The organism is Vibrio sp. 1S139 (assembly GCF_041439475.1).
Lineage (GTDB): Bacteria > Pseudomonadota > Gammaproteobacteria > Enterobacterales > Vibrionaceae > Vibrio > Vibrio crassostreae_C.
Genome location: NZ_JBGOOD010000029.1, coordinates 1 through 15,217, shown reverse-complemented (window position 1 = coordinate 15,217; position 15,217 = coordinate 1). Strand labels below are relative to the sequence as shown.

At 45.5% G+C, this 15,217-nt stretch carries 10 protein-coding genes and 2 pseudogenes; 7 read left to right on the top strand and 5 right to left on the bottom strand.

Annotated features, from left to right (window positions below):
- The first annotated feature begins 25 nt into the window (after window positions 1-25).
- A complete protein-coding gene (msrB, locus tag ACED46_RS11560) occupies window positions 26-463 on the top strand; it encodes a peptide-methionine (R)-S-oxide reductase MsrB (RefSeq protein ID WP_080582205.1) in 438 nt (145 codons plus the stop codon).
- A gap of 175 nt (window positions 464-638) precedes the next feature.
- Here msrB and ACED46_RS11555 read toward each other — a convergent pair whose 3' ends face one another.
- The gene (locus tag ACED46_RS11555; RefSeq protein WP_017059380.1) at window positions 639-1,445 is read right to left on the bottom strand and encodes a DUF2989 domain-containing protein; all 807 of its coding nucleotides are present in this window, start codon (window positions 1,443-1,445) and stop codon (window positions 639-641) included.
- A 113-nt stretch (window positions 1,446-1,558) separates the two neighbouring features.
- Here ACED46_RS11555 and ACED46_RS11550 point away from each other — a divergent pair, with 113 nt between their 5' ends.
- Window positions 1,559-1,840 carry a YeaC family protein gene (locus ACED46_RS11550; protein ID WP_010437067.1) on the top strand — a complete coding sequence of 94 codons (282 nt, stop codon included), beginning with the start codon at window positions 1,559-1,561 and terminating at the stop codon, window positions 1,838-1,840.
- A 143-nt stretch (window positions 1,841-1,983) separates the two neighbouring features.
- Here ACED46_RS11550 and ansA read toward each other — a convergent pair whose 3' ends face one another.
- Window positions 1,984-3,000, bottom strand: a complete 1,017-nt coding sequence (gene ansA, locus ACED46_RS11545; RefSeq protein ID WP_017063439.1) for an asparaginase — start codon at window positions 2,998-3,000, stop codon at window positions 1,984-1,986.
- A 118-nt stretch (window positions 3,001-3,118) separates the two neighbouring features.
- Window positions 3,119-4,969 (bottom strand): signal peptide peptidase SppA, encoded by a 1,851-nt coding sequence (sppA, locus tag ACED46_RS11540; RefSeq protein WP_371721485.1) that lies wholly within the window; start codon window positions 4,967-4,969, stop codon window positions 3,119-3,121.
- 288 nt (window positions 4,970-5,257) lie between these two features.
- Here sppA and ACED46_RS11535 point away from each other — a divergent pair, with 288 nt between their 5' ends.
- The 3 genes from ACED46_RS11535 to ACED46_RS11525 all read left to right on the top strand — a co-directional run bounded on the left by ACED46_RS11535 (window position 5,258) and on the right by ACED46_RS11525 (window position 10,124).
- Window positions 5,258-7,258 carry an NADPH-dependent 2,4-dienoyl-CoA reductase gene (locus ACED46_RS11535; RefSeq protein WP_102332553.1) on the top strand — a complete coding sequence of 667 codons (2,001 nt, stop codon included), beginning with the start codon at window positions 5,258-5,260 and terminating at the stop codon, window positions 7,256-7,258.
- A gap of 207 nt (window positions 7,259-7,465) precedes the next feature.
- Window positions 7,466-8,014 (top strand): NAD(P)H nitroreductase, encoded by a 549-nt coding sequence (locus ACED46_RS11530; RefSeq protein WP_017059376.1) that lies wholly within the window; start codon window positions 7,466-7,468, stop codon window positions 8,012-8,014.
- 115 nt (window positions 8,015-8,129) lie between these two features.
- Window positions 8,130-10,124 carry a DNA topoisomerase III gene (locus tag ACED46_RS11525; protein ID WP_371721484.1) on the top strand — a complete coding sequence of 665 codons (1,995 nt, stop codon included), beginning with the start codon at window positions 8,130-8,132 and terminating at the stop codon, window positions 10,122-10,124.
- Window positions 10,125-10,142: 18 nt separating this feature from the next.
- On the opposite strand, the gene ACED46_RS11520 is transcribed toward ACED46_RS11525, so the two are convergent.
- Together ACED46_RS11520 and ACED46_RS11515 are read right to left on the bottom strand one after the other, a co-directional pair.
- On the bottom strand, window positions 10,143-11,174 hold the full coding sequence (locus tag ACED46_RS11520; protein ID WP_017063445.1) for a DUF3080 domain-containing protein: 1,032 nt from the start codon (window positions 11,172-11,174) through the stop codon (window positions 10,143-10,145).
- Window positions 11,152-11,659: pseudogene (locus ACED46_RS11515) on the bottom strand (SDR family NAD(P)-dependent oxidoreductase). Before ACED46_RS11515 ends, ACED46_RS11520 begins: the two are co-directional and overlap by 23 nt.
- A 262-nt stretch (window positions 11,660-11,921) precedes the next feature.
- Between ACED46_RS11515 and ACED46_RS11510 the strand changes: the two are divergent.
- Both ACED46_RS11510 and ACED46_RS11505 read left to right on the top strand, forming a co-directional pair.
- A complete protein-coding gene (locus ACED46_RS11510; RefSeq protein ID WP_371721483.1) occupies window positions 11,922-12,842 on the top strand; it encodes a histone deacetylase in 921 nt (306 codons plus the stop codon).
- A 193-nt stretch (window positions 12,843-13,035) separates the two neighbouring features.
- Window positions 13,036-15,151 (top strand): annotated as a pseudogene (locus ACED46_RS11505) (methyl-accepting chemotaxis protein).
- The last annotated feature ends 66 nt before the right edge of the window (window positions 15,152-15,217 follow it).

The following is a 15,217-nucleotide window of genomic DNA, read 5'->3' as shown; positions in this document are numbered from 1 at the left end:
AAAAAAGTAAATATAATAACTGAGAATGTGGAGAGATATTAACGTGATTCAAAAGGGAGGAAATATGATAAAGCCTGATGAATACTGGCGTGAGCGCCTAACGGACGACGAATTTTCAGTGTGTCGTGAGCGTGGTACTGAAGCCCCATATAGCGGCAAGTTACTGCACAACCATAAGACTGGCGTCTATAGCTGCACATGCTGTGAAAGCCCTTTGTTTCTGTCGGATAACAAATATGACTCTGGGTGTGGTTGGCCAAGCTTTGATGCCCCAGTGAATGATGAAGCAGTACGCTATATAGAAGATCTAAGTCACGGAATGAAGCGTGTAGAGATCCGTTGTACCGCCTGTGATAGCCATTTAGGTCACGTTTTTCCAGATGGCCCGAAGACCACAGGTGAACGGTTCTGTGTTAATTCAGTGTCGTTAATTTTCAACAAAAATGACGAAAGTACGAAATAACTTGTAACTATTGTCTAATCCTTACAGGTCGCATTTGTCGATTTAGGAAGGCTGAAACGCCCAAGGTTTCAGATTTAACTCTAGTACAAATAAAAACAGCTACCAAAAAGGTAGCTGTTTTTATTTGAAAGCAGGTGAATAAGAAGCTTAAGTAAGAACACTATAAATGAAGCGATCAGTAACTCGGGACGATTGAAGGGCTGTAAATTCCATCCTCAATCGCTTCGACGATGTTATCTGCGTCTTTATTTAGCTTCTTATAGGTTGCCTTGTCGAAATGGTACAACACCGTGAGCTCGGCTTCAGAAGCAATCGGCACGTCAAAGTCTTTGGCAACCATTGCCCAAACGTACGCTTTTTCCATATGTCCCAGGCTGTGGTTGATACTGGCCATCGACTTGAAGATTTCAGTGTTGGCTACCGAGCCATTAGAAAGCGTTAGCGCATTATTGAGTAGCTTAAGTGTCTTTATATGATTGCGGGTGGTATAGAAGGTTGCCAAGGCATATTGCATCTCAGCTGTGTTTAACGCTTCAGAGCCTTCTAGTTGTAGGAAACTGCGTCTGGCATTGGTGTCCCCAGTTTGCGACCACAAGAAGTAAAGCGTTTCCGGTGTATCAGATTTCGATAGCTCATCAACAATGCGCTCAGACTCTTCGATACTGTGCATTAAAGAGGTAAAGCGACGCTCTTGCAGCTTAGATTGATCGATCGTTTCGATCTGTGCCGCGAGCTCTAGGCACTTTTTGTAGGCAGTGACTAATTCGAATTCTTTAATTTTGTTGATTTCGGTGGGTTGCTTCTGAACTTCAAATCGATGCCAGATGAGGTCGGTACGTGCGACACGACATTGCCCATCGTTCATGTTCAATTGTTCACACTGAAGACCCGGATTGCTTTGGCACAGTTGATCGGTATTTTTGTTCCCTTCAAGACACCCAACCAGAGTGAAAGGCAATAGGCTAATCGCCAACCATTTCATAATTTTCATATTCCTTCACTTGTGATCAGATGCACTTATTATCGGTCAGGTTCTTGACTCAATTCTGTTACGGGTTATTTTCTGGTGAAAATTGTTAAAACTAAGGCTTTACCATGGATGCAGAACAACTTCTTAGCGCAATGACACCCGAGGTCTACGAACGTTTAACCTACGCAGTTGAAACGGGTAAATGGCCAGAAGGTACGGCGCTCTCAAAAGAACAGCGCGACTCGTGTATGCAAGCGGTTATGTTATACCAATCTAAACATAACTCTGAAGCTCAACATATGACAATTGCAGCTGGTGGTGAGATTAGCTTTAAATCTAAGTCTGAACTAAAGAAACAGTTTAAGTCAGATCAAGAAGACATTGTTAGGGTTAACCCGAATCATTAAGCTTAAATTACAACAAAGGGGTGGCAATGTGCCACCCCTTTTAGTTTAACTCGTTTATTTATAAGCAATAAAACGATTTAGTTCACGTTAAGCCGCCGTTACTTTCATAGAATAACTGGCTTTAACGTGAATCCTTGAACAGGTTATAAGCTCATCTCACCGCGCAATACTTGTTGCATCTGAGCCTTCACTTCTTCGTAGCCTAGGTTTTGGCTTAATAGATAATGCAACTTCGCCAGTGCCGCTTCTGGTGTCATATCGTAACCACTCACCACGCCCGCTTCTGCTAGTGCACAACCTGTCGCGTAACCACCCATGTTGACTTTACCAGCCAAACATTGAGTTAGGTTCACCACAATAACACCGCGCTCTGAGGCATCTTTCAGGTGCTGAAGCAGTTCTGGGTTTTGTGGTGCGTTACCCACACCGAAAGTAAGCAGAATCATCGCGTTAACAGGTTGTAATAGCGTGTTACGGATAACTTCGTGTGAGATGCCTGGGTACATTGTGATTACGCCGATAGGTTGCGGAGTAATGTTATGAACCTTGAAAGCACCTTTAGGTTGTTCGTTTACCTTTACGTTATTGCTAAGTTGGATATTGATACCCGCTTCTAGCAATGGATTCAGGTTTGGAGACGTAAACGCATTGAAGCCATCTGCGTGTGATTTTGTGCTGCGGTTACCACGCATCAACTTGTTGTTGAAGAACAGTGTCACTTCGTTGATAGGGTAGTTTGCGGCAATGTGTAGCGCATTCAGCAGGTTTGCTTGTCCGTCTGAACGAAGCTCTGCTAGTGGGATCTGAGAGCCCGTAACAATCACAGGTTTGCCGAGGTTTTCAAGCATGAAAGACAGTGCAGAGGCAGTGTAAGCCATAGTGTCTGTGCCATGCAGGATAACGAAACCATCGTACTTATCGTAGTTCGCGCGAATGTCATCAGCGATAGTCTGCCAATCAAGTGGCGTCATATCTGAAGAGTCCATTAATGGAGAGTATTCGTGAATGGTGTACTTAGGCATCTCTGGGCGATGGAATTCAGGCATGCCAGCGAGCTGCTTATCCATGAAACCTGCGACTGGAACATAGCCGTGGTCAATAGACTTCTGCATGCCAATTGTGCCGCCGGTGTACGCGATATAGATGTGTTTTCTTTCCATGGCGATTAATACTTAGTGTGATGTAGGGAACAGGGGGGCGATTATAGCGAATTATCATGCAATAAAAAGAGGCACCTCACACAGAGGTACCCCTTAGTCATTGAGTTATTGGCTCAACTTATTGAACTTGGCAATTTAAGCAGAAAGCGTATCGGCCTTGTGGGTCGTTAAAGCTGCCTAACAGCTGGCTATCTTGAGCTAACTGCTGAGTAACAGGCTGTAAACTGCTTGGTATCATCGATTGAATATCTAGGCCTATCGACATCTGAACTTGGTTCATAAATTCTTGAATAAATTGTTCAGTGGCCGAAAGTGGCTCTTCTACCCAGTAGATGTTGTAGCTTTCAAGCTCTGCAAGTGAAGCCGCAGCTGCAACCGCATCATCGAAATCACCAATCTCATCGACTAAGCCTTTCTGAATCGCATCTTGACCTGTCCAAACTCGACCTTGAGCAATCTTGTCGACAGCATCGACTTCCAGACCGCGATTTTCTCCAACTAGGCTGATGAATCGGCGGTATCCGTTTTCAATGCCCATTTGGAACGCGTCTTTCGCGCCATCGCTAAGTCCAGTTGTAATACCAAGACCTGAGAAAGGTGAGGTGCCAACGCCATCAGTGTAAACACCAATATCGTTCAACCCTTTTTCGAAGGTGGTGATAACACTGAAGATACCAATTGAACCCGTTAGTGTGGTTGGCTGAGCTAGGATCTTATCCGCACCCATCGAGATCCAGTAACCACCCGAAGCAGCAAGGCTCGACATCGACACAACAACTGGTTTACCCGCTTGCTTGATCGCTTCTATTTCATTACGGATAACTTCAGAAGCAAAGGCACTGCCACCTGGGCTATCGACACGAAGTACAACCGCTTTCACTTTATCGTCGTTACGTGCTTGGCGCAGTAGGGCTGATGTGGTATCGCCGCCAACGGTGCCACGTGGTTGCTTGCCATCCATAATTGCGCCGCTCGCTACAATCACGGCAACGTCGTGTGATTCACTAGTCATGTTTGGAAGCATGGTTGTACGGTATTCGTAGTAACCAAACGCGTTGTAGCTGTCTTGGCCGTCACTGCCGAAAGCATCGGCAAGCTCTAGTCGAACTTGCTGGCGTGTCGCTAGCTCATCCACTAAGCCAAGTTTCTCGGCCAGTTTTGCAATGTCACCGTCCACAGACTCAAGTTCTTTCAAGAAGGTGTCCATGCTTGGGTTCAGTGTCTTAGCGTCTATTTGACGGTTATTGCTGACATCATCAACGTACGCACCCCATAGTTGGCTTAACCAACGAGAAGCGGACTCTTTCGCTGCGTCTGACATGTCATCACGAATGAAAGGCTCAATAGCTGACTTATAAGTGCCTACACGGAACACGTGCGTGTTGACGTCTAGTTTCTCTAACAACGTTTTGTAGTAAAGCGAGTAAGCGCTATAGCCTTTAAGAAGAACCCCACCATCTGGTGATAGGAAGACCTTAGTTGCGTAGCTGGCTAGGTAGTATTGGCTTTGGTTGTAAAAGTCACCCACCGCATAAATCGGTTTGCCTGATGCTTTGAACTCATTCAATGCTTTAGCAATGTAGCGCAGCTTGGTCAGGTTGGTTTCTGGCAGCTCTTTGAGTGCTAAAACGATACCAGTAACCTTGTCATCGTCTTTTGCGTAGCGAATCGTTTCAACGATATCAAACAGGATGTTCTCTTTTGGAAGGTCTTTGCCAAGCAGTGAACCTGTGACCGAATCCATCGGATTGATATAGCGGCTTTGTTCCACAATAGGGCCAGACAGGTTAAGCACTAAAGCCGAATCCTGTGGAACCGTCGGTTGAGCCGTATCTGAGTGGAAGTACACAAAGTAGATGATGGCGATACTGAGTAAAAAGACTAGGTTAACCAGCGCAAGACGTACAAACGTAATGAGCTTCCAAATCCCTTTAAAGATCATGCCTATAAATTTGAATATTTTTTTCATTCTGTCTCCGCAGTGAGATCACGTCGCTTTAACAAGCCGTAGTACCATTAATCTCAATAATATTAACTGCTTAGTATCCTACGATAATTCCCAAGCTCAAACTACACCAAGAATTGTTAATCGATATATATTCTCATTAAGTGTAGTCAAATTAAGGGCTTCTGAACGATTAATACGTGCAGCATTATGATCGGTGTTACAAAAATGTAAACGGTTGTTTGAACTTTTGGTAATTGAACTATACTGTGGTCAGACCACAAGGATAAAATAATAGAAGTGACGTCTGCCATGTACCCACATTTACTTGAACCACTCGATCTTGGATTTACCCAGTTACGTAACCGTGTATTGATGGGATCAATGCATACAGGTTTAGAAGAAAATAAAGAAGGTCTCCACAAACTCGCCGCGTTTTATGAAGAGCGAGCAAAAGGAGGCGTTGGCCTTATTGTTACCGGTGGTTTCTCTCCTAATTTACGTGGCAGATTAACCCCATTTAGTGCTGAATTCAGTAAAGTGAAGCATGCAAAAGCTCACCAAGTTGTTACCGAGGCCGTGCACAAGCATGGCGGTAAGATTGCCCTTCAGTTGCTGCATGCTGGCCGCTATGCCATGCACCCATTCGCGCAAAGTGCTTCGGGTATTAAAGCGCCAATCGCTAAGTTCGCACCGAGTGAGATGAGCCCTCGTCAGATCAAAAAGACCATTGGTGCCTTTGCCAACAGTGCCGAACTCGCCCAAGTCGCGGGTTACGACGGCATTGAGATTATGGGATCTGAAGGTTACTTGATTAACCAATTCATCTGTAAACGTACCAATATGCGTTACGACGAATGGGGCGGTTCTTATGAGAAGCGCATGCGTTTCCCGCTGGAGATTGTTAAATCGATTCGCGAAGCAGTGGGTGACGACTTCATTATTATTTTCCGACTGTCGATGCTGGATTTGGTTGAGCAAGGCAGCACCTTTGAAGATGTTGTTCTATTGGCTCAAAAGCTGGAAGAAGCAGGCGTGACTATTATCAATACCGGCATCGGTTGGCATGAAGCGCGTGTTCCGACTATCGCGACACAAGTACCGCGTGGTGCATTCTCTTGGGTGACGGAAAAAGTGAAACCATACGTGTCGATCCCAGTGGTGACATGTAACCGAATTAATACGCCAGAAGAGGCCGAACGTATTCTTAGCTCTGGGCAGGCTGATATGGTGTCTATGGCGCGTCCATTCTTGGCAGACCCGGATTTTGTTAATAAAGCAGCTCAAGACCAAGCTCAGTTCATCAATACCTGTATCGGTTGTAACCAAGCTTGCCTTGATAACGTGTTTAAAGGTAAACGTGCGAGCTGTTTGGTGAACCCACGCGCTTGTTACGAGACTGAAATTGTTGTTCAGCCAGCGCAAGCGACTAAGACCATTGCGGTTGTCGGCGCAGGCCCAGCCGGTTTAGCCTGTGCAACGACTTTAGCTCAGCGTGGGCATAAGGTTGACTTGATTGAGAAAAATGACCGTATCGGCGGTCAGTTTAGATTGGCAATGCAGATTCCGGGTAAAGAAGAATTCAGAGAAACGATTCGCTACTTTGCTAACCAAATCGACGCATCAGGCGTGAACCTGAAACTGGATACTGAGGCAACGTTTGAGATGTTGTTGAAGTACGATGAAGTCGTGATGGCGGCTGGCGTAGAGCCAAGAAAGCTCGATATTGAGGGCATTGACCAAGAAAACGTGGTCGATTACCAAACCTTGATTCGTGAAAAGACACCAGTAGGCGAAAAGGTCGCGATTGTTGGTGCTGGTGGTATTGGTGTCGATGTGGCAACCATGCTGACAGAACCGACTTCACACAGCCTAGACGATTGGCTGCATGAGTGGGGCATCGATAAGAATATGGAACACCCAGGCGGACTTTACCCTTACCCTGATTCATTCAGCGATAAAACGGTGTGGGTGATGCAGCGTAAAGCGGGTCGTGTTGGTAAAGGTCCGGGCAAAACTACAGGCTGGATTCACAAACGCACACTAGAAAAACGCGGTGTTAATCTACTGGGTGGCGTGAGCTACAACAAGATTGATGACCAAGGTCTGCATATCAGCGTTGGTAAGAAAGAGCAGGTGCTGGATGCTGACTCGGTTATCGTATGTGCAGGTCAGGTGTCAGTTCGTCCATTCGAAGACATGTGGCAAGAGTTTGGTGGCAAACTGCATGTGATAGGCGGCGCCGATTACGCGGGTGAATTGGATGCAGTACGCGCAATTCGTCAAGGTGTTGAGCTAGCGATTAAGTTATAGAATCAGCTATCAAACTGTAATCTTATCAGTAGATATTGTTACTTAATTTGCTGAGTTAGATTTTGAACAAGGCTCCTAAGTCATAGATTTAGGAGCCTTTATTGTTTCTAATCTAGCCTAAATGGACAGCCGTTGAGATTTATTATCGTTTGTATTCTGTGCTAAAGTTCAAGTATACAAATAATAAAGAAATAGTAAGGACTTCAAATGGATGCTTTGGATCTATTGCTCAACAGACGCTCAATCGCAAAACTCTCTGATCCGGCACCTGAAGGTGTGGCGTTAGAAAACATCATCAAAGCAGGGCTGCGTGCTCCAGACCACGGTGCACTAACACCATGGCGCTTTGTTATCGCGCAAGGTTCAGGCCTACAAAAGCTTTCAGACATCTTGGTGCGCGCCGCTGAAGCGGATGACAGCGAAGAAGCGGTTATCGAGAAAGTAAAAAAAGCGCCGTTCCGAGCTCCGATGGTGATTACTGTGATTGCCAAAGTAACTGAGCACGAGAAAGTGCCTGCTATCGAACAACATCTGTCTGCGGGTTGTGCTGCACAGGCGATGCAAATGGCCGCAGTCGCACAAGGTTTCCAAGGCTTTTGGCGCTCAGGTAAATGGATGTTCCACCCAGAAGTACACCAAGCATTTGGCCTAGAAGGCGACGATGAAATTGTTGGCTTCCTATACCTAGGCACTCCAGGCTGTACACCAATGAAAGTGCCAGAGCGCGACTTCTCTAAGTTCGTTGAGTTTTTATAAAGAAAGCTGAAGCTTGAATAGTGGAATGCTAACTGTATAAACAACCAGTTTTTCTTGATTTATTAGAGCCACATTAGATAATGTGGCTCTAATTGTTTGTAGCATCTGGAAAAACATGTCTCGCCTTATTATTGCTGAAAAACCAAGCCTCGGCCGCGCGATCGCCGCTGCACTACCTAATCCACAAAAGAAAGACCAAGGGTTTATCAAATGTGGCAATGGGGATGTGGTGACTTGGTGTATTGGACACTTATTGGAGCAGGTTGAGCCGGATGCTTATGACGACCGTTATAAGAAGTGGAATTTAGCCGATCTTCCTATCGTGCCGGAGCAATGGCAGCTAAGACCGCGTAAGACTTCAAGCAAACAGCTCACGGTGATCCGAAAGCTATTGAAGGACGCCACTCAAATTGTTCACGCCGGAGACCCGGATAGAGAAGGGCAGTTGCTGGTTGATGAAGTGATTGATTACTGCAAAGTCTCTAAGGCTAAGAAAGAGTCGATGGACAGGCTACTGATCAGCGACTTGAACTTACCTGCCGTAAAACGTGCACTTTCTCAAATGCGCAGCAACCGTGACTTTATTCCGCTTTCTATTTCCGCATTAGCGCGCTCTAGAGCCGATTGGCTGTATGGCATGAACATGACTCGTGCTTATACCTTACTCGGTCAAAAGGCTGGCTACCAAGGTGTGTTGTCGGTCGGGCGAGTACAAACGCCTGTACTTGGTTTGGTGGTAAGGCGCGATGAAGAGATCGAAAACTTTATTCCGAAAGATTACTTCACTTTGCACGCTTTGATCCCTTATCAAAATCACGGCCAGAGCTTTGATATTCGTGCGCGTTGGAAGCCAAGCGAAGCATGTAAACCATGGCAAGATGAAGAAGGGCGCGTGCTCAATCGAAAGCTGGTTGAGAATGTGGCTAACCGAATTGCGAATCAACCCGCGACGGTGACGGAATCAGAGCAAAAGCAAAGTAAACAAGCTGCGCCACTGCCTTACTCGCTGTCAGCTTTGCAGATTGATGCGTCTAAGCGTTTTGGTATGAGTGCTCAGCAGGTGTTAGACACGTGTCAGTCATTGTACGAGAAACACAAACTCATCACTTACCCACGTTCTGATAGCCGCTATTTGCCTAAAGAGCACTACTCACAGCGAGAGTCGATCGTAGACGCTATCGCTAACAATGCCAAAGAGCTGCAAAGTGGTGCTCAAGGTGCGGATCTTTCTCTTAAATCCAAAGCATGGAACGACAGTAAGGTCGATGCTCACCACGCAATAATTCCAACACCGAAGAAATCATCGGTGAACGGCTTGTCTGCCAACGAGATGAAAATCTATCAGCAAATCGCTCGCCAGTATCTAATGCAGTTCTACCCACCTGCCGTTTTTGCCGATGCTAAGCTGGTCTTTGATATCGCTGGTGGCGTGTTCATTGCGAAAGGACGTCAGCTTATCAACCCCGGCTGGAAGGTGTTGATGGGCAAAACAGACACCGAAGAAAAAGGGGATGGCACGGATACGGTTCCTCCATTGGATAAAGGTACGGTGTTGACGTGCCGTGAAGGCGTGATTGGTGATAAGAAAACTGAGCCACCAAAACACTTCACGGAAGCGACATTGCTTCAAGCGATGACAGGTATCGCGCGTTTTGTTGCGAACAAAGATCTCAAAGCCATTTTGAAAGAAACCGATGGCCTTGGCACAGAAGCAACCCGTGCGGGTATTCTAGATACTCTATTCAAAAGGCAGCTGCTAACGCGCCAAGGTAAGAGTCTTCACAGTAGCCCTGCGGGCAGAGGCTTGATTCATGCCTTACCTGAGGATTCTACCTTCCCAGACATGACGGCACATTGGGAGCACCAGCTGCAAGGCATGGCAGAACGAAATCAAGCGTATCAGCCTTTCATGCAAGCGTTAGAAAGCAAGATTGATGGTTTAATGGGTAAAGTAAAAACGGGAGAAGTTCCTGAATCACTCCGCCACCTTCCTAAAGTCGAGAGACCTGCCTTCAAACGCCGTAAAGGCGGTGGGGCGAAGAAGTCTTACGCCAAGACAGGTACGTATGCTAAGAAAGGTACTTCCGCTAAAAAGAGCACTAAAAGCTAAGACTTATTGAGGTTAGGATTAGCGACCGACTTTACGGCCACAACGTTTAAACAGTTGCTGCCAATAGTCAACATGGCGACGAGTGGATGATCGAAAGGCTTGATGTGCATCTTGGATGGGAAAGTAATAACTGTGCAGTTCAGGTTGCGCGTCAAACATTCCTAGTTGCGGGGCTATGTGCTGATAGTAGCCATCCAGTTGCGCCATGTAAGGCTGAACCTTACCTATGTATTGTTGCTCGAACACATTGTTGAGATAGCGGAACTTAGTGGTGTCTCGTTGTTTACCACAGATGATCTTGTCATCAAAAGTTGTCAGCTGTTTGGTGATGGTATCAAGCTCAACTGACGCCCGAGCGAGCGAGTAGTATAAATCCCCAAGGGTCGAACTCTTCTCTAATACTTCTTGAACCTCAGTGGTTTTGCCGGAAACGAGCGATGTGTTTAACGCTTGATTGATGTGTTCTAACGCATCACTGGTTTGTCGTACCTGATCGCCTATATCAGCGCGTAACCACTGACTACCCCGCATTTGTGACTGCATAGCATCGCTGGCATAGATGAGATTCCATTGATGCAGTGGAAACTGTGCGAGTTTCTGTTGCTCAATTTCTCTTAGTAATTCTACGATCTCTGGGTCTAATTCATTACTGGATAAACATTTGCCCACGCCTTCAAGTAGCGCGACTTGATAATCGTAATTACGAAACTCATCCGCGACCTTGCCCAGAACCGAATTTCTTTCTGCAATTAGGTTGAATAATCCACACTGACGAAGCTGGTAGCTGTCGATGAGGCCGATAGAGAGTGAGGGCACGTCAAGCAGCAGTTCTCGTTTTCTCGGTAGGCTTTCAAATTCCCATTCCTCTATTATCTCGTCAGCATCTTGTACTCTGGCTATCTTTGTTTGATAGTCGTCGAACAAGTCGCCGGGGCCATCACTGAAACAGCCAGCTAGCATCACTGTTAGACAAAACAGCGTTGAGTGCTTAACTAGGTTTGAGAGATGCCCTGCATTCATCTGTGGATTACCAGTCAATTTCGCTGCCATCGAAATTGAAGAAGTGACCACTCACTTCGGTATTCGCTGACTCGATGACTTCAATCAGGCCGGAAGCTGAAGTGTCGGTGTCGATCAGAGCATTAGGGCCACCCATTTCAGTCTGCACCCAACCTGGATGCAGTGCTAACACCGTAAAGCCATCATCGGTTAAGTCGTTGCTTAGGCTCTTCACCACGCCACTCTTCAACATCGGTATTACCCAGCCCGTAGCCTTTAGGGCCATAGTAGCCAGCGTTGTTGATCAAGATATCAATCGACTCTATTTGCGAAGGGAGTTGGCTTACTGCTTGGTAATCGGTTATCTCTAATTGAATACAGGTAAGGTTGGTGTTGTGGTCTGCGAGTGAGAGCAGTTCTTTTGCTGAATTGTCATCACGATAAGTCGCGTATACCTTGTGATTACTTTCCAAGTATTGTCGAGTCAGGCTTAAGCCAATGCCGCGGTTCGCTCCAGTAATAAAAATAACGCTCATGGTGATTCCTTTTCAGTTCAATTAGTTAAGTTTGATGGCTTAACACGAGAAAATCAACGCTCCACCAACTGGCCATTAGCATTCCTACAAAAATCATTACTGCTGCCGCTGAGCCGCAGATCACCCCAAAGATGAGTATTACGTTTTTCATTATGGTCTCTACTTTATAATTAATAACAATGATAACCATTATCATTAATTAAGGTTGTCGCCAAGTTTGAGGCTGTTATGATTTTGAGAAAGATACGCAATTAGCCTGATTATGATTCCTTTAATTTACCACCCAATCTATTCACAGTTACCTTTACCAGAAGGTCATCGCTACCCAATCAACAAATATCAGTTGTTGCATAGTGCTGTTGAGGCGCTGATGAATAGCGAACCTCGATGGAAGTGCAAGTTTGAAGTGTGCCAACCAACGCCGGTTTCGGTTGAGCAAGTAAAACAGGTACATGATAGCGAATATGTTGATTTGCTCGTGTCTGGTAAGTTACCTGCAGCAAAGATGAGACGTATCGGTTTCCCGTGGAGCGAGCAACTTATCGAAAGAACACTCTACTCAAGTGGTGGAACCTGCTTGGCCGCTGAAATGGCAATAGAGACTGGTTTAGCGATTCATTTGAGTGGTGGTTATCATCATGCGCATCATGATTTTGGAAGTGGCTTTTGTTTGTTGAACGATTTGGTTTTAGCGGCAAAACACGCGCTGACCTTTGAACATATCGATAAAGTGCTGATCGTTGATAGCGACGTTCATCATGGTGATGGCACAGCAACTCTTTGCCAAGACAACGACGACATCATTACTCTGTCGTTCCACTGCGATAAAAACTTCCCTGCACGAAAGCCGCTATCCGATTTAGATGTGCCATTAAGTCGTGAAACAGAAGATGAAGAGTTCCTACGTTGTTTTGAACAAGTCACTAAGTTAGCGATTGCTCACCATCAACCTGATCTGATTATTTATGATGCGGGGATCGATATCCATCAAGACGATGAACTGGGTTATTTGAATGTTTCGACAAAAGGGATATTTGAACGCGACTGTTTCATGATTGAATTAGCGAGATCAGAGTCTATTCCGATGGCCAGCGTAGTCGGTGGCGGATACCGCACTCAACACCAAGATCTGGTGCCGATTCACATGCAACTGTTAAAAGCGGCTTATCATGTTTACAGTTAGCCTCTCAAATTGGCGCCTGATAGCTCATTGAAATGATGGTGTGAAATAAGCGCATATTGCACCATAAAAGACACAGCTGCACCATTATGGATCATTTAAAGTTCTTTTTTATTAATTAGTTACGTATTTGTGTGATTAATTGTGGTCTGTAAATTGCTTTACCCATGTGTCTATAAAAACACAAGGGATAAAAATGAACCTGACGGACAAGGAACGTAGTTGGCTTAATTGGTTTGGCGCAACAGGAAAACTGGCTATGCGCAGAGCTTGTTTCCTCAATAGAAGTAGGACGGAAGAGCTTGAACAAGCTTTTGAAAGTATTGCTCACACGCGAGTTCAACTTCTGCATAATTGGGTCAAGAATCAATGGGATTTTTTAGAAGACTCTGCGGTTTATTTAGCAAGTCGAACGGAAGAACAAGCTCAGGGGACGTTAGCTAGTCTTCTTAAACGCAGTACGGATTTTTCTGAGTTGGCGATCGTCGATGCCAAGGGGATCGCACAAGCATCGAGTTATCATGAACATATAGGGGTTACTCTTGGAGACAAGAAGGCTTTAGTTGAAGGGGCTTCAAAGCGTTATCTTCATAGGCCGTATATGGATCCACGCACGTTGAACGTAGGGGCCTCGAGTTCATCGTTTCATTACCAAGTGACGTTGATGTTTTATGTCCCATTTTCTCGGGATGAAGGGCCACAACAATTCTTATGTGGTCGTGTTCCAAATGATGTTATTGGTGACATTATTCAAAGAGAAGCGGGGCATATTTATAGCGAGTCGGGTGATAACTATATCTTTATGGTCGACTCCATTCATGATCCTCATACTCAGCCGGGTGTTGCGCTCTCTCGTTCTCGCTTTGAAGATAATACCTTTTCACACGGCGAGAACTTAAAGCAAGGGGTTCATACTGATTGGGGAACGGTTAAGATCCAGCACCACACCGAATTTGAGATTCGCTTTACAGACCCAGCCACTAATCAGCTTCACCCAGGCGTAAGAGAAACCATTAAAAATGGCAATAACTTGTTTATTGGTTATCCGGGGTATTCTGACTATCGCCACATACCCGTTATTGGCAAAGGTATCACTTTTCAATTGGATGGTTCACCAGATACCTTTGGCATGATGTGTGAGTCCGATTTAGAAGAGGTCTACAGAGACCGAAGTCTAAGTTATACCTTATCTAAGCACTTTATCAGCTGCATGCTACTGCCTCTATTTGTTCCATTACTGTTTGCCAACCTTTATACACTCACACCTTTTATGCAGAGTGGCATTATGTTCGCTTGCGCGTTGCTTTCATTGGGCTTATTCCGTTTAGTTAGCGCCAAACCACTAGCGAAGAAGATTCATGAAATGACCGGGGTAATGCAGACCTTAGCTGAAGGTGATGGCAACTTAAGTCGGAGACTTGATCCCACCACATTCAGTCATAATGAACTTGGCAACTTAGGGCGCTGGACTAACAGTTTTATCGACAATTTAGATAACACGGTGAGTGAGTTGATCCATGCGAGTCACGAAGTTAGAGAGGTTTCGGAATCGATGTTTCGTCGCAGTGTCGTGATGAAGCAAACCAGTGATGATGCATCACAAGCGTTAAGCAATATGCTTCAGTTGAGTCAGTATCAACAGAGCGAAATTACTCATGCGAGTGTCTCAGCAACGCAAATGGACACGGTGATGAAACAAGCCGTCCTGAGCGCAGAGAAGGAGTACAATCAGTCCGTCGAAGGCATGGAGATTGTTCGCAATATCGTAGAAAGCTCGGCGCATAGCGTGAATGAGGTGAATAATGAAATGACTAAGGTGTCTGACATTATAGATATCATTACTGACATTACCGCGCAGACTAACCTTTTGGCCTTGAATGCGGCCATTGAGTCGGCAAGAGCAGGTGAACACGGGAGAGGGTTCTCTGTCGTCGCTTCTGAAGTAAGAACTCTGGCTGACCGAACTTCACAAGCTGCTAACCATATTAGTGACCTAATGAAAGAGCTGCATAGTAAGTCTCGCAGTGCTGTTGAGTCCATGGAGCGAGGTGTCGAGAATGTGAGTAAAGGAAACTTAACAGTCGACTCAAATGCTCGCAGTGAGCAAATTCAATCAGCGGTGAGTGACCTCTTTACCACGATGTCTAACTTAGATGAAAACAGTCAGAAAAATGGACAAACGGCAGATAAAGCCCAACGTTCTACAACTGTCTACTAAGCAACTCGCACGTCGAGTGTCCTTGATGGGCAATGCATTGAGCCGTTTAGACCAATTGATTGGGCGTTTTGAAGTGAGCCGAAAGGTGGCGTAGTGGAAAATACGTAATACCAATTAAAGTAAAAATGTGATCTAATTAAGATTGATGAATTATTGTGAA